Source organism: Streptomyces sp. NPDC007346 (assembly GCF_040703535.1).
Classification (GTDB): Bacteria; Actinomycetota; Actinomycetes; order Streptomycetales; family Streptomycetaceae; genus Streptomyces.
Window position 1 is genome coordinate 1 of record NZ_JBEYKR010000084.1, and the last position, 13,439, is coordinate 13,439.

The window sequence follows — 13,439 nt, forward strand, 5'->3', positions numbered from 1 at the left end:
CCGCGGGCGCGGGCCCCCCGCGGCCGGCGGGGGTCCCGGGCCGGGCGGCCGGCTCTCTCAGCCGAGCAGCTGGTTCTGGAGGATGACGGTCTGCTGGAACGGGATCCGCGCCGACTCCTCCTTGCCCGGCCGCTCGTGCACGATCAGGGCGAGGGTGTCACCGGCCACGCTGTACGCCTGCCGGGTGTGGGCGTCGCCGTGGGGGGCCTTCTCGGTGAGGACGTACGACACGACCCCTTCCACCGCACGCGGGGACTTCCAGGTCGTGTCGTACTCCGTCTCGACCGCCCCGGCCAGCGGCAGCCGCATCGACGCCTTGATGCGCAGTTCGTCGCGTACGTGGCTGGCGAAGGCGGTCGAGTTGAACCGCAGCAGGTAGATCCGGGCCCGGGTGCCGTCCGGCATCGTCCAGCCCCGGGCCGCGATGTGCCGGGGCGGGGTGTCGTTCAGGAGCTGGGCCAGCTCGTCCCGGTCCTCGGCCCGGTACTCGGCGAGGAATCGTTCCTGCTTCACCCAGCCGCCGTTCAGCGCCTTGTCCGGGGTTGCTCCGGCGGGGGCGGGGAGCAGCAGCTTCCGCAGGTCCGCGTGGTGGATCTCGGCGGTGTTGGCCTCGCTGAAGGGGCGGGGCGAGCCGGCCGGCAGCGCGGGGAGGGAGAGCTCCGGGTACTCCCAGCGCCCGTCGCCCTCGGTGGCGAGGCCGGGGACGTCGGTCCGCTCGGCCGAGGTGATCGCCAGCGCCGTGCCCGTACCGAGTCCGCCGAACACCAGCACCGCCGCCGTCCACCGCGTTACGGCCCGCAGGGCGCGGCGGGGCGGGCGGGGCGCCTCCGGCACGGCCGGAACCGCGGTGGGTGCGGCGGCCTCCTGTGCCGGCTCGACGGGGGCGGGTACCACAGCCTGCTGCTCGCTCATATGGACTCCCCCGGGGACTTGATGTGGTCGAGCTGATCCTTGACCAGACCGGCGACCCTCTGGGCACCGAACGGCGTCGAGCCGTTCGCCTCCACCATCACCAGCACGCCGCCCTCGTGGGCCTGGCAGAACATCGAGTGGAGCGGGACCTCGCTCTTCCAATCCGGCTGGTAGCAGGTGACGTTCTTGTGGCCCGCGATCGTAGGCCCCTTCCGCAACATACCGGCCGATTCCGTCAGCCTCTTCTGCCGCTCGTACAGGGTGCGGGCCGCCCGTGCGTCCTTCAGCTTGGCCACGTGGACGGTGAGGACACGAGCGCCGCCATCACTGGTGTAGGAGCGCTGGGCCACACCCTCGATAAGGAACCGGTCGATGGCCTCGTCGAACTGGCGGCGCTCCTTGCCGGCCAGGCCGCGGCCCATCTCCTTCATCACGGCGGTGGCCTCCTCGCCGCTCGTCTCGCTGTCGTTGCCGAGCTCGTCGATGTCGGGGCCGAGCCGGTAACCCTTGGGCACGGGCATCAGAAGCTTGCTCAGCTCGGTGTCCGCCCGGCCGCGGCCCGCGTTGACGGCGGGGTCGGGGCTCGGCTTCGGGCCCTTGTCGTCCCAGGCGACCGTGGCGACGGTCCGGTCGGCACCGTTCACGGCGTGCAGGGTGTAGGCACCCGCACCGCCGACCGCTCCGAGCACCAGCACGAAGGGCAGCACGGTGAGCACCACCCGGCGGGGGCGGGAGGGGGCCTCCGGAGCCGCGTGGTCCTGCGGAGCCGCCGGAGCTGCCGGGGTCGTCGTTCCGACGTCGTCGCTCACAGGCGCTCCAGCTGTCGTTCGGCGAGGACGCGGATGTCCTTCTTGCTGATCGGCTTCGCATCGGCGATGTTGATGTCGATCATGATGTCGCCGCGCACGGCCAGCGCCCTGGCCTCGTAGTGCGGCAGATAGCCGGGCTTCCGCTCGACCGGGTAGACGTAGTAGCGGCCGTTGCCGCTGCCCTTGAGCGGGTACCCCTTGTTGCCCGCACCGACCTCGGGATCCGGCATGTAGCTGAGCTGGCCGTACAAATGGTCGGTGGCGCCCAGCTGTGCGCCCGACCGGAACTGGATCAGCCTGATGACGACGTTGCGGTGCTCGCCCTCATCCCATAGGTCCGCCGCGATGCGGCGCAGATCGCTCTCCGCGAGCGCCTCGAACATGTCGTCCTCCGCCGTGAAGCCCCGGGCGTAGATCTGGAGCGGCACCCAGGTGTCGCGCCCCTCGACCGCGAAGACGGGGCTCCTCGCCCCCTTGGGCCGCTCCACCAGCAGCTTGCGCAGATCGCCGTCCGTCCTGACCTGCCGGTCCTCGGAGGCCGGCAGCGGGGGCGGGGCCTGGTCCGCGGGGAGCGGCTTCGCCGGGTAGCCCAGGCCGGGCTGGGCGAGGGCGGGCAGGGGTGTCGGTGGCCGCTGCGCCTGGACGCCGTAGCCGACGGCGGTGCCGCCGGAGATCCCGAGCAGGGCCGCGGCGGCGATGATCAGCGCCGTGCGGCCCCGGGGTCTGCTGGCGGGCGAAACGGTGTCGTTCGGTTCCAAAAGGGGTCCCCCACAAAGAACTTGAGGAGCAGGTCGCGTACCTGCCCGCACAAGTGACTCGCAGGTCAGGGGGGAGGTTGCCCGCCGGAGGATTACAGTTCGGTCTATGTCGAAGAAGCTTGTGATCAAGGTGACCGCCGGGCCCGAATCCGCCGAGCGCTGCTCGCAGGCCTTCACCGTGGCGGCGGTGGCCGTGGCCAGTGGTGTGGAGGTCTCGCTCTGGCTGACCGGGGAGTCCTCGTGGTTCGCGCTGCCGGGCCGGGCCGCCGAGTTCGAGCTGCCGCACGCCGCCCCGCTGCCCGATCTGCTCGACTCGATCCTGGCGGGCGGCCGGGTCACCCTCTGCACGCAGTGCGCGGCCCGGCGCGAGATCACGGAGAAGGACGTGCTGGAGGGCGTACGGATCGCGGGGGCGCAGGTCTTCGTCCAGGAGGCCATGGCGGACGGCACGCAGGCGCTCGTCTACTGAGCCGGGCCCCGCGCGACGCCCGCGCCTGAGCCCGGTCCCGCACGACGCCCGCGCCTGAGCCCGGTCCCGCGCGACACCCCGCACAGAGGTCGGCACAGAGGCCGGTACAGAGGCCGATACAGAGGTCGGTACAGCGGTCAGTGCCGCTTCTTCCCGTCCAGCTCGTCCCACCACTCGTCCGACTCCGGGTCGCCGGAGGGGTCGCCCTCGTCCCACCACCGGTCCCCCGGCCCTCGCCGGTTGGCGAGCACCGCGGCGACGGGCGGGATCACCATGGCGACCAGGCACATCGCGACGGCGGCCGGCATCGACCACAGGCGTACGACGGCCCAGGCGGAGACGAAGAGGGCGATGCAGCCGCCCATCATCCAGAAGTAGCCGCGCCGGCGTCGGGCGTACATACCTCCAGCGTAGGACGGCCCCCGGGCCCGTGGCACAAAACGGCGCACGGAACGGCGCGAAGGGCCGCACCCCGCGTCAGGTGGCGTCCAACCCCCTGGGGTGCGGCCCTCCGGCCGTTCTGTGCCGCCAGTCAAGCGGCCATGCCGTGGATCAGACGGCGATCGCGACCTCGGAGAGTCCACCGGTCTGGGCGACGACCGTGCGGTCGGCGCTGCCGCCCGGGACCAGGGCGCGGAGCGTCCAGGTGCCCTCGGCCGCGTAGAAGCGGAACTGTCCGGTCGCCGAGGTCGGGACCTCGGCGGTGAACTCGCCGGTCGAGTCCAGCAGACGCACGTAACCGGTGACGGGCTCGCCGTCGCGGGTCACGCTGCCCTGGATGGTGGTCTCACCGGGCTTGATCGTCGAAGCGTCGGGGCCGCCGGCCTGTGCTCCACACATGGTGTTCTGTCCTTCTGGTCGGGTCGTGCGGGTCGGTCGGGACTGCTGGTGGGGCTACTTGGCGGGGCCGAGCTCGATCGGCACGCCGACGAGGGAGCCGTACTCGGTCCACGAACCGTCGTAGTTCTTGACGTTCTCGACGCCGAGCAGCTCGTGGAGGACGAACCAGGTGAGCGCGGAGCGCTCACCGATGCGGCACAGCGCGATGGTGTCCTTCGAGAGGTCGACCTGCTCCTCCTCGTAGAGGGCCTTGAGCTCGTCGTCCGACTTGAAGGTGCCGTCGTCGTTGGCGTTCTTCGACCACGGGATGTTGCGCGAGCTGGGCACGTGGCCGGGGCGCTGGGACTGCTCCTGCGGCAGGTGCGCCGGGGCGAGCAGCTTGCCGCTGAACTCGTCGGGCGAGCGCACGTCGACGATGTTCTGCTGGCCGATCGCGGCCACGACGTCGTCGCGGTAGGCGCGGATCGACTCGTCCTGCGGCTTGGCCTTGTACTGGGTGGCCGGGCGCGTGGGGACGACGTCGGTCAGGTCGCGGGAGTCGAGCTCCCACTTCTTGCGGCCGCCGTCGAGGAGCTTGACGTTCTCGTGGCCGTAGAGCTTGAAGTACCAGTAGGCGTAGGAGGCGAACCAGTTGTTGTTGCCGCCGTAGAGGACGACCAGCGTGTCGTTGCCGATGCCCTTCTCGCTGAGCAGCTTCTCGAAGCCGGCCTGGTCCACGAAGTCACGGCGGACCGGGTCCTGGAGGTCCTTCGTCCAGTCGATCCGGATCGCGTTCTTGATGTGGTTCTTCTCGTACGCCGAGGTGTCCTCGTCGACCTCGACGATGGCGACCTGCGGGTCATCGATGTGGGCCTCGACCCAGTCGGCGTCTACCAGGACGTCGCTGCGGCTCATGTTGTTCTCCTCCGGGGCAGTCTGCGGCGGGGTGGTGCGAGATGCGGAGTGATGGTGCGGGGGTGCGGGTGTACGCGCGGAGGTACGGAGCGCGGCGCGTACGGGGCACGGGGCCCGGCCCTGACGGTGGTCGAAGGGCCGGGGAGAGCCGGGACGGAACGAACGTCCCGCTCAGGAGGTGTGACAGAGCATGGCGGCGACGCGGCACAGGTCCACTGCCCGCCGCTTCGTGAGATCCGCCTGTCGCTTCATGGGTCCGATCGTAGGGAGGTACGGGCGGAGATGTCACCGTCGTGTCGCATGATGAGACGCGATCATCCATGATGCGAGACGCGAAGCGGGGAGGCGCGCTCCGGAGCCGGTGTCCCGCCGGGCTCGGCCCGTCACCGACCTATGGGCCGGACACTACCGTCTCACTATCCGGATCGCAGGCCGTGGTAAGGGAATGGTGCGGGGACTCAGCCCGTGAGCGAGACGTCCGAACCGTCCAGCGCGATCTCCAGGCCGCTCTCGGTCACCTGGATCTTCCGGAGCTCCATGCCTTCCGGCAGACCGTCGACGTCACCCTCGAAGTCCGTCTTCGTCCGCACCAGTTGCTCCACCCCCGGGATGCCCTCCCCGGGCACCTGGTCCGCGCGCACCTTGATCGTGCGGGCGTCGGCCAGGGTCACGGTGGAGAGCACGCTGCGGGTGATCGGGCGGCCGAGGAGCTCGACCGTGCCGGTGACCTTCACCTTGCCGTCGCCGCCGTACGCGACGGTGACGCCGTCCTCCGCCGCCGCCGTCAGGTCCTCGTAGGAGACGACGGCCGTGCCGGTGGCGCGGGCCGCGGTGGCGGTGGAGTAGCCGGAGCCGAGCTTCACGTCGTGGAGCTGGGCCCGCACCTCGCCGACGCGTATCGCGCGGCCCGCGGCCTCGGTCTTCATGTCCTTGAGGGTGACGTCGACCCGGTCGAGCCGCGCCGCGGCGAGCTGGGTCAGGAAGGGGAAGCCCTTGATCGAGATCTCGGTCGTCCCCGCACTGCCGCCGCTGATGCCGACCCGGTCCTCGGCCTCCGACTCGGCCAGGTGGAGCGCCAGCCGGTCGACGGCGACGAAGAGGCCGCCGACCACCACCAGCAGGATCAGCAGTATTCGCAGTGCGCGCATGTGTGTCGTTCCCCCACCTCAGCCGTACGGTCGTCCCCCCGGCATCCGTGAGCCTACTGCGGCAGCAGGGGACGCCCCCGGGGTGATCGACGAGCGGCACCACCCGATCGGTTCCCGGGGCGTCGTACCCCGTTGCGCACATGTCAGGCCCGCACGCGCCGGACGAGTGCGCGTCGGAGCCGGGCGTGCCGGCGTCGGAGCCAGGCGTGCCCGCGTCGCAGCCGGGCGTGCCGGCGTCGGAGCCGGGCGCGCGAGCGTCAGGCCAGCGCCCGGCCGATCAGGTAGACCGCCGGGGCCGCCGCGGTGAGCGGCAGCGCCACCCCCGCCGTCATGTGGACGAAGCGGGACGGGTAGTCGTAGCTCGCCACCCGCAGCCCGATCAGGGCGCATCCGCCCGCCGCGAGGCCGAGCAGCGCCCCCTGGGCGCCGTACTCCGTGAAGCCGCCCACCACGGCACCGGCACCCGCACCGGCGAGCAGCGCCCCCACGACGGACACGGGGCCCGGCAGCGGCAGCGCGCGCACGAGCACGGCGGCCGCGACCGCCACCCCGCCGACCGTCACCGCGTCCGGGACCGCCGCGAGGTGCCCGGCGGCGAGGACCGCGAGGGCCGCCGAGACGACCGTGGCCATCAGGCCGTACATCCGCTCGTCGGCGCCCGCGTGGCTGCGGAGCTGGAGGACCACGGTGAGCAGCACCCAGACGCCCAGGGTGCCCAGGAGCGCGGCGGGCCCGTGCTCCCGGCCCGCCGCGAGGAGCGCCACGTCGGCGACGAGACCGCCGGCGAAGGCGAGCGCGATGCCCTGGCGGGCCGGCCACATGCCGTTCAGCCGGAACCATCCGGCGGCCGTCACCGCCTGGAGGAGGACGAGCGGGACGAGCAGGGCGTACGAGCCGACGGCCGCGCCGCCCGCGAGGAGCAGGCCGAGCCCGGCGGTGATCGCGGCGGGCTGCGTCCCGGGCGCGATGACCGGCGACCGCCCCTCGGCCCGCGCCCGCTGGGCGTCGGTGATCCGGACGTTGCCGAGGGTGGTGGGGGCGCTGTAGCCGGAGTCGTCGGGTCCGGGCTGCGACGGCTGCCCCTGCTGCTCCGGCCGCGCGTCCGGGGGCTCCGCCGCGGGGGCGGGCTCGGGCCGGGCCGCCGGGGCCGGGGCCGGGGTGGCCGGGACCTCGGGCGGGAGCGGGAGGGAGCCGGAGGCGCCCTGCGGGAGGAGGGAGCCGGTGTCGGGGCCGGGCCGGTACGGCTGGGGCTCCTGGTGCGGCTGCTGGTACTGGGGCTGGTGGTGCTGCGGCTGCTGATACGGGGCGTGCGGCTGCGGTGTCCCGTACGGGTCGGACTGCTGCGGCCCGGTCGCGTACGGGGCGGACTGCTGCGGCCCGGTCGCGTACGGGGCGGACTGCTGCGACCCCGTCGCGTACGGGGCGGACCGCTGCGACCCCGTCGCGAACGGGCCGGACTGCTGCGACCCCGTCGCGAACGGGTCGGACTGCGCGGCCCCGTACGCGTCCGGCTGCTGCCCGTACCCCTGGGCCTGCCCGTGGAACTGCCCGTGGGACTGTCCCTGGGCCTGCCCGTGGGCCTGCCCCTGTCCCTCGTACGGCTCCGGGTTCCGCTGGTTCCGCTGGATCACCGGCTGGTACTGCGTGTCCCAGGTCGGTGCCTGCCACGTCTGCGTCGCGCCCTGGTCGTAGCCGCCCGGCTCCTGGGCCAGGGCGGACTGCCCGGCCGTTCCGTCGGGCCAGTGCTGCGGTGCCTGCGGTGCCTGGTGCGCCTGCGGCTGCTGGGGCTGCGGGGGCTGCTGGGGGTCGTACGGATACGGATACGGGTACTGCTGATCGCTGCTGCTGCTCATGGCCTGCGGTTCACCCTCCTGCGAACGGCGGGAGCACCTCGACCGTGCCGCCCTCGGCAAGGCGTACGGTCTCATGCCCACGGGTACCGACGGGGTTGCCGTCGATGAGGAACGAGCACCGCCGGAGCACCCGGCTCAGCTCGCCGGGGTGCCGTTCGCGCACCGCGTCGAGCGCCTCGGCGAGGGTCGCCGCCGCGTACGGCTCCTCCGCGATGCCCGCGGCGGCCTTGGCCGCAGCCCAGTAGCGGATCGTTCCCGCTGCCATGGCGCCACTCCTTAGATTCGGTCGTCTCACGCCTCGTGTGTCAGCTCTCCATGATGGGTCACGCGGACAGCGCGCCCGTCGCCCAGTCGGCGATCCGGGCGAGGAGGGCGTCGTCCGCCGCGTTCTCCGCGTGCCCCATCCCCCGCTCCAGCCACAGCTCCGCGCCGTCGGGCCCCGCCGCGTCGGCCAGCATCCGCGGGTGGTCCAGCGGGAAGTACGGGTCCCGGTCGCCGTGCACGAGCAGCAGCGGGGCCGGGGCGATGTGCGGGACCGCGGCGACCGGGGAGAGCGGCACGGGGTCCCAGTCGTCGGTGGCGATGCGGGTACGGAACCCGTACCGCCCGACGAGCCGCCCCGAGGGGCGGGTGACCACCCAGTGCAGGCGGCGCATCGGTGCCGTACCCCGGTAGTACCAGCGGGCCGGGGCACTGACCGAGACCACCGCATCCGCATACGCGCCCGAGACCACCGCATCGGCGCGCGCGCCGACCGCCGCACCGGCACGCGCGCCGAAATGCGCCCCCAAGTGCTCCCCCGTGCGCCGCTCACGCGCCGGTACCCGGACGGACGCACCCCGTGGCTCGATTCCCTCCGTATACAGAGCACCGTCGTACGGAGCACCGCGGTCCGGAACACCTCGATACAGAGCACCGTGCCGGAGCACCACGGAGCCGCCCATGGAGAACCCGACCGTGACGACCCGGGAGTGCCCCAGGGTCCGCGCCCACGCCACCGCGGCGGCCAGATCCAGCACCTCGCGGTCCCCCACCGTGGAGCGTCCGCCGGACCGGCCGTGCCCCCGGAACGAGAACGTGATCACGGCCGCACGCTGGGAGAACACCCGGGCGGCGCGGCGTACGGCGGGCCGGTCGACCGAGCCGGTGAACCCGTGCGCCACCACGAAGACGGGGGTGTCCGCCGCCGCGTCCCCGGGGCCGTGCCCCGCGGCCCCGAAACCTGCCGTACACGGCTCGTACACCGCCTCGACCGGCACCCCGTCATCGGTCAGCAAGGTGACGTGACGGCGGTTCGGCGTGAGCAAGGGAACAGAAGAACTCAGGAATCGACCCTCGGACACAGAACTCATGTGGGTTATTCTGCTGCGAAGAGGATCCGGGCAAAGCAGCCCCCGGATCCTTTTGTGCTTCCCGGACGTTGTTACGCAGACGTTTCGACAAGCTCAGCGGTCCCAGGGCGCGGGGCCGCACCGTAAAAGCTGTATGACGAACGCCGCGGCGTGACCGCGGGGAAATCGCCGTACAGCCGTACAGCCGTACGAAGCAGTGCCGCATACTCCCCCGGGTCCGACCCGGGAGTGCCCCTCTCGCAGGGAACGAGGAGGACCGACGTAATGGGCGAGCGAACCGTGCACCACGATCGACCGAACCAGGCAGGTGGGCGGCGATGAGTTCACTGCTGCTGTTGACGAACGCACTCCAGCCGTCGACGGAGGTGCTCCCCGCCCTCGGCCTCCTGCTGCACAGTGTGCGGGTCGCCCCCGCCGAGGGCCCGGCCCTGGTGGGCACCCCGGGCGCCGACGTGATCCTCATCGACGGGCGCCGCGACCTGCCCCAGGTCCGCTCGCTCTGTCAGCTGCTGCGGTCCACCGGACCGGGCTGTCCGCTGATCCTCGTCGTCACCGAGGGCGGCCTCGCGGCCGTCACCGCCGACTGGGGCATCGACGACGTCCTGCTGGACACCGCGGGGCCCGCCGAGGTCGAGGCCCGGCTGCGGCTGGCCACCGGACGGCAGCAGATCACCTCCGACGACTCCCCCATGGAGATCCGCAACGGCGATCTCTCCGTCGACGAGGCCACGTACAGCGCGAAACTCAAGGGCCGGGTCCTGGACCTGACCTTCAAGGAATTCGAACTGCTGAAATACCTGGCCCAGCACCCGGGCCGGGTGTTCACCCGCGCCCAGCTGCTCCAGGAGGTCTGGGGCTACGACTACTTCGGCGGTACGCGGACGGTCGACGTCCATGTACGGCGGCTGCGCGCCAAGCTCGGCCCCGAGCACGAGTCGCTGATCGGGACCGTCCGCAACGTCGGCTACCGCTTCGTCACCCCGGAGAAGGTGGAGCGCGCGGCCGAGGAGGCGAAGGAGCGGGAGGGCGGCCGGCAGAAGGGCGGCGAGCCCGTCGCCCGTTCGGAGCAGCCCTCTTCGGCCACGGCAGCGGAAGAAGCCCGGGTAGAGGCTGCCAAGAGGTAGGTCCATCCGCGTAGACTGCGGCGCGTGGCCAAGGTGACGCGGGACGATGTGGCGAGACTGGCGGGGACGTCGACCGCGGTCGTCAGCTACGTCATCAACAACGGACCCCGGCCGGTCGCCCCGGCCACGCGCGAGCGGGTGCTCGCCGCGATCAAACAGCTGGGTTACCGGCCCGACCGGGTCGCCCAGGCGATGGCCTCGCGGCGGACCGACCTCATAGGGATGATCGTCCCGGACGCCCGGCAGCCCTTCTTCGCGGAGATGGCGCACGCGGTCGAACAGGCCGCCGCCGAGCGCGGGAAGATGGTCCTCGTCGGCAACTCCGACTACCGCGACGAGCGCGAGGTCCACTATCTGCGGGCCTTCCTCGGTATGCGCGTCTCCGGGCTGATCCTGGTCAGCCAGGGCCCCAGTGAGCGGGCGGCGGCGGAGATAGAGGCGTGGGACGCCCGGGTCGTGCTGCTGCACGAGCGCCCCGAGGCGATCGACGACGTCGCGGTCGTCACGGACGACGTCGGCGGCGCCCAGCTGGCCACCCGCCACCTCCTGGAGCACGGCAACGCGTACGTGGCCTGCCTCGGCGGGGTGGAGTCGACCCCGGTGGTCGGTGACCCGGTCGCCGACCACGTCGAGGGGTGGCGCCGGGCGATGCACGAGTCCGGCCGTTCGACGGAGGGCCGGCTCTTCCAGGCCCCGTACAACCGGTACGACGCCTATCAGGTGGCCCTCGGGCTGCTCGCCGGCCCGGACCGGCCCCCGGCGATCTTCTGCGCCACGGACGACCAGGCCATCGGGGTGCTGCGGGCGGCGCGCGAGCTACGCATCGACGTGCCGGGTGAGCTGGCGGTCGCGGGCTTCGACGACGTGAAGGAGGCCGGGCTCACCGATCCGCCGCTGACCACGGTCTTCTCCGACCGCCCGGCGATGGCGCGGGCCGCGGTGGACCTGGTGCTCGACGACTCGCTGCGGGTGTCAGGGTCGCGCCGGGAGCGGCTGAAGCAGTTCCCGTCGGCGCTGGTGGTCCGGCGCTCGTGCGGCTGCGGGGAGCCGAACGCCTCGGCGTGAGCGTCGCGGCTCCGCCGCCTGCACGGCCGGTCTCCACAGCGGGCGTACGCGCCCGCACCGCCGGTCCTGCTGCCGCCTTCACAGCGAGCGCTTCCAGCAGGGCCCCGGTCGGCCTTTACGGCGGGCATACGCGGCCCCGCCGCCGGCACGGTCGGCCTTTACAGCGGGCATACACGGTTCTTCCGGGCTTCTCAGGACGCACTCAGGCTGCTCTCATCTTCGCTCGCGAGGCTGATGCACATGACGGAGAGCCCCCGCCCGAGCGGCGCGCACACGACGGACCAGGACCCCACCCCGTACCCGTACGACACCACGTACGCCGGCGCGGCGGGCGGCTACCCGCCGCCGCCCCCGTACGCCCCCGACCCCACCGCGTACGCCACCGAACCCCCGGCCCCCGAGCACCCCGAGCACCCCGGCCGCCACGAGCGCCGGGCGAAGCGGCCGGTGGCCCTCCTGGCGGCGGTCGCCCTCGCGGCGGCCGTGATCGGCGGCGGGAGCGCGGCGCTGGTCGGCGAGCTCACCGACGGCGGCGCGACCGCCACCGCGGCCACCGGCACGGTCCAGGGCACCACCGTCTCCCAGAGCAGCAAGGGCACCGTCTCCGGGGTCGCCGAGGCGGTCTCCCCGGCGATCGTCGAGATCGGCGCGGCCTCCTCCGCGGGCACGTCCACCGGGTCCGGGGTCGTGATCACCGAGGACGGCGAGATCGTCACCAACAACCACGTGATCTCCGGCGCCCAGCAGATCGAGGTCACGCTCTCCACCGGCAAGACGTACACCGCCGATGTCGTGGGCACCGACCCCGACAAGGACCTCGCGCTCATCAAGCTGCGCGGCGCGAGCGGGCTGAAGACGGCCGAGCTGGGCGACTCCTCGCAGGTCAAGGTGGGTGACCAGGTCGTGGCGATCGGCTCGCCCGAGGGGCTGACCGGCACGGTCACCAGCGGGATCATCTCCGCGCTGGACCGGGACGTGACGGTGGCCAAGGACGGTTCCGGCAGCGACTCGGGGCAGGGCCGGGGCGGGCAGCAGTGGCCGTTCGAGTTCGGGGGGCAGCAGTTCAACGGCGACACGGGCGAGCGGACGACCACGTACAAGGCGCTCCAGACCGACGCCTCGCTCAACCCCGGCAACTCCGGCGGCGCGCTGATCAACATGGACGGGGAGATCATCGGCATCAACTCCGCGATGTACGCGCCCAGTTCGTCGGCGTCGGGCAGCGGTTCGACGGCGGGCAGCGTGGGCCTCGGCTTCGCGATCCCGGTGGACACGCTCAAGGCCGACCTGGAGACCCTGCGCGCGGGCGACGGGTCCTGATCCCGCGTACCGCACGGGCCGTGCGAGGCTGAGCCCCACCAGACAGACCGGGTTGACACGAGAAGAGGACCAGCAGCGATGAGCGCCGCCGAGGACGATCCCCAGCGCGTCCTGATCGTCGACGACGAACCGGCCGTACGTGAGGCGCTCCAGCGCAGCCTCGCCTTCGAGGGGTACGGCACCCAGGTCGCGGTCGACGGGTACGACGCCCTGGCGATGGCCGAGGCGTACGCCCCCGACCTCATCGTCCTGGACATCCAGATGCCCCGCATGGACGGCCTCACCGCCGCCCGCCGCATCCGCGCCACCGGCTCCACCACACCCATCCTCATGCTCACCGCCCGCGACACCGTCGGCGACCGGGTCACCGGCCTCGACGCGGGCGCGGACGACTACCTGGTCAAGCCGTTCGAGCTGGACGAGCTGTTCGCCCGCATCCGGGCCCTGCTGCGTCGCAGCTCGTACGCGGCGTCGGCGGCGGGCGCGGACGCCCCGGACGACGACGTCCTCTCCTTCGCCGACCTGCGCATGGACCTGGCCACCCGCGAGGTCACCCGGGGCGAGCGCCGGGTCGAGCTGACCCGTACCGAGTTCACGCTGCTGGAGATGTTCCTGTCCCACCCGCGCCAGGTGCTGACCCGGGAGCAGATCCTCAAGGCGGTCTGGGGCTTCGACTTCGAGCCGAGCTCCAACTCCCTGGACGTGTACGTGATGTACCTGCGCCGCAAGACGGAGGCGGGCGGCGAGCCGCGCCTCGTCCACACCGTGCGCGGGGTCGGCTACGCGCTCCGTACGGGCGGGAGCGGCGAGGCGTGAGCACGGCGGAACCCCTCGCGGGCAAGGCGCGCCCCGCCGCGAAGGGGCTCGTACGCCGGTTCCGGGCGCTGCCGCTGCG

The 13,439-nt window shown here is 72.6% G+C and carries 16 protein-coding genes; 5 read left to right on the forward strand and 11 right to left on the reverse strand.

Annotated elements, in window-relative coordinates:
• Nucleotides 1-57 precede the first annotated feature (57 nt).
• From AB0917_RS21445 to AB0917_RS21455, 3 genes are read right to left on the reverse strand one after another with little or no spacing between them, the layout of a single operon-like run.
• On the reverse strand, nucleotides 58-912 hold the full coding sequence (locus AB0917_RS21445) for a hypothetical protein (RefSeq protein ID WP_366821210.1): 855 nt from the start codon (nucleotides 910-912) through the stop codon (nucleotides 58-60).
• Nucleotides 909-1,721 (reverse strand): hypothetical protein, encoded by an 813-nt coding sequence (locus AB0917_RS21450; RefSeq protein ID WP_366821211.1) that lies wholly within the window; start codon nucleotides 1,719-1,721, stop codon nucleotides 909-911. The genes AB0917_RS21445 and AB0917_RS21450 overlap by 4 nt, the downstream gene beginning before the upstream one ends.
• On the reverse strand, nucleotides 1,718-2,479 hold the full coding sequence (locus AB0917_RS21455; protein ID WP_366821212.1) for a hypothetical protein: 762 nt from the start codon (nucleotides 2,477-2,479) through the stop codon (nucleotides 1,718-1,720). The genes AB0917_RS21450 and AB0917_RS21455 overlap by 4 nt, the downstream gene beginning before the upstream one ends.
• Nucleotides 2,480-2,585: 106 nt before the next feature.
• Between AB0917_RS21455 and AB0917_RS21460 the strand changes: the two genes are divergently transcribed.
• The gene (locus tag AB0917_RS21460; RefSeq protein WP_366821213.1) at nucleotides 2,586-2,948 is read left to right on the forward strand and encodes a DsrE family protein; all 363 of its coding nucleotides are present in this window, start codon (nucleotides 2,586-2,588) and stop codon (nucleotides 2,946-2,948) included.
• 137 nt (nucleotides 2,949-3,085) lie between these two features.
• Here the strand turns inward: AB0917_RS21460 and AB0917_RS21465 are convergent, their stop codons facing one another.
• The 8 genes from AB0917_RS21465 to AB0917_RS21500 all read right to left on the reverse strand — a co-directional run bounded on the left by AB0917_RS21465 (nucleotide 3,086) and on the right by AB0917_RS21500 (nucleotide 8,960).
• Complete coding sequence (locus tag AB0917_RS21465) at nucleotides 3,086-3,349, reverse strand: DUF3099 domain-containing protein (protein WP_366821215.1); 264 nt, start codon at nucleotides 3,347-3,349, stop codon at nucleotides 3,086-3,088.
• Nucleotides 3,350-3,500: 151 nt separating this feature from the next.
• Complete coding sequence (locus AB0917_RS21470) at nucleotides 3,501-3,788, reverse strand: DUF1416 domain-containing protein (protein ID WP_003968135.1); 288 nt, start codon at nucleotides 3,786-3,788, stop codon at nucleotides 3,501-3,503.
• 54 nt (nucleotides 3,789-3,842) lie between these two features.
• Nucleotides 3,843-4,682 (reverse strand): sulfurtransferase, encoded by an 840-nt coding sequence (locus AB0917_RS21475; protein ID WP_366821216.1) that lies wholly within the window; start codon nucleotides 4,680-4,682, stop codon nucleotides 3,843-3,845.
• A gap of 171 nt (nucleotides 4,683-4,853) precedes the next feature.
• On the reverse strand, nucleotides 4,854-4,934 hold the full coding sequence (locus AB0917_RS21480) for a putative leader peptide (protein ID WP_366821237.1): 81 nt from the start codon (nucleotides 4,932-4,934) through the stop codon (nucleotides 4,854-4,856).
• 206 nt (nucleotides 4,935-5,140) lie between these two features.
• Entirely contained in the window at nucleotides 5,141-5,830 is a 690-nt protein-coding gene (locus tag AB0917_RS21485) for a DUF2993 domain-containing protein (protein ID WP_366821217.1), read from the reverse strand.
• Nucleotides 5,831-6,087: 257 nt separating this feature from the next.
• Entirely contained in the window at nucleotides 6,088-7,683 is a 1,596-nt protein-coding gene (locus AB0917_RS21490) for a hypothetical protein (RefSeq protein ID WP_366821218.1), read from the reverse strand.
• Nucleotides 7,684-7,693: 10 nt separating this feature from the next.
• Entirely contained in the window at nucleotides 7,694-7,948 is a 255-nt protein-coding gene (locus AB0917_RS21495) for a MoaD/ThiS family protein (RefSeq protein ID WP_366821220.1), read from the reverse strand.
• Nucleotides 7,949-8,006: 58 nt separating this feature from the next.
• Nucleotides 8,007-8,960 carry an alpha/beta fold hydrolase gene (locus AB0917_RS21500; RefSeq protein ID WP_366821238.1) on the reverse strand — a complete coding sequence of 318 codons (954 nt, stop codon included), beginning with the start codon at nucleotides 8,958-8,960 and terminating at the stop codon, nucleotides 8,007-8,009.
• Nucleotides 8,961-9,352: 392 nt separating this feature from the next.
• Here AB0917_RS21500 and AB0917_RS21505 point away from each other — a divergent pair, with 392 nt between their 5' ends.
• From AB0917_RS21505 to AB0917_RS21520, 4 genes are all read left to right on the forward strand, one after another.
• Nucleotides 9,353-10,159, forward strand: coding sequence for a response regulator transcription factor (locus tag AB0917_RS21505; protein WP_366821221.1), 807 nt, complete (start codon nucleotides 9,353-9,355; stop codon nucleotides 10,157-10,159).
• A gap of 24 nt (nucleotides 10,160-10,183) precedes the next feature.
• Entirely contained in the window at nucleotides 10,184-11,224 is a 1,041-nt protein-coding gene (locus tag AB0917_RS21510) for a LacI family DNA-binding transcriptional regulator (protein WP_366821222.1), read from the forward strand.
• 234 nt (nucleotides 11,225-11,458) lie between these two features.
• Nucleotides 11,459-12,544 carry a trypsin-like peptidase domain-containing protein gene (locus tag AB0917_RS21515; RefSeq protein ID WP_366821223.1) on the forward strand — a complete coding sequence of 362 codons (1,086 nt, stop codon included), beginning with the start codon at nucleotides 11,459-11,461 and terminating at the stop codon, nucleotides 12,542-12,544.
• A 78-nt stretch (nucleotides 12,545-12,622) separates the two neighbouring features.
• Nucleotides 12,623-13,360 carry a response regulator transcription factor gene (locus tag AB0917_RS21520; RefSeq protein WP_366821224.1) on the forward strand — a complete coding sequence of 246 codons (738 nt, stop codon included), beginning with the start codon at nucleotides 12,623-12,625 and terminating at the stop codon, nucleotides 13,358-13,360.
• Nucleotides 13,361-13,439 lie beyond the last annotated feature (79 nt).

Coding starts and splice junctions, on each gene's coding strand:
- AB0917_RS21445 (WP_366821210.1), bottom strand. CDS start 912: ATGAGCGAGCAGCAGGCTGTGGTACCCGCCCCCGTCGAGCCGGCACAG.
- AB0917_RS21460 (WP_366821213.1), top strand. CDS start 2,586: ATGTCGAAGAAGCTTGTGATCAAGGTGACCGCCGGGCCCGAATCCGCC.
- AB0917_RS21465 (WP_366821215.1), bottom strand. CDS start 3,349: ATGTACGCCCGACGCCGGCGCGGCTACTTCTGGATGATGGGCGGCTGC.
- AB0917_RS21470 (WP_003968135.1), bottom strand. CDS start 3,788: ATGTGTGGAGCACAGGCCGGCGGCCCCGACGCTTCGACGATCAAGCCC.
- AB0917_RS21475 (WP_366821216.1), bottom strand. CDS start 4,682: ATGAGCCGCAGCGACGTCCTGGTAGACGCCGACTGGGTCGAGGCCCAC.
- AB0917_RS21480 (WP_366821237.1), bottom strand. CDS start 4,934: ATGAAGCGACAGGCGGATCTCACGAAGCGGCGGGCAGTGGACCTGTGC.
- AB0917_RS21485 (WP_366821217.1), bottom strand. CDS start 5,830: ATGCGCGCACTGCGAATACTGCTGATCCTGCTGGTGGTGGTCGGCGGC.
- AB0917_RS21490 (WP_366821218.1), bottom strand. CDS start 7,683: ATGAGCAGCAGCAGCGATCAGCAGTACCCGTATCCGTATCCGTACGAC.
- AB0917_RS21495 (WP_366821220.1), bottom strand. CDS start 7,948: ATGGCAGCGGGAACGATCCGCTACTGGGCTGCGGCCAAGGCCGCCGCG.
- AB0917_RS21505 (WP_366821221.1), top strand. CDS start 9,353: ATGAGTTCACTGCTGCTGTTGACGAACGCACTCCAGCCGTCGACGGAG.
- AB0917_RS21515 (WP_366821223.1), top strand. CDS start 11,459: ATGCACATGACGGAGAGCCCCCGCCCGAGCGGCGCGCACACGACGGAC.
- AB0917_RS21520 (WP_366821224.1), top strand. CDS start 12,623: ATGAGCGCCGCCGAGGACGATCCCCAGCGCGTCCTGATCGTCGACGAC.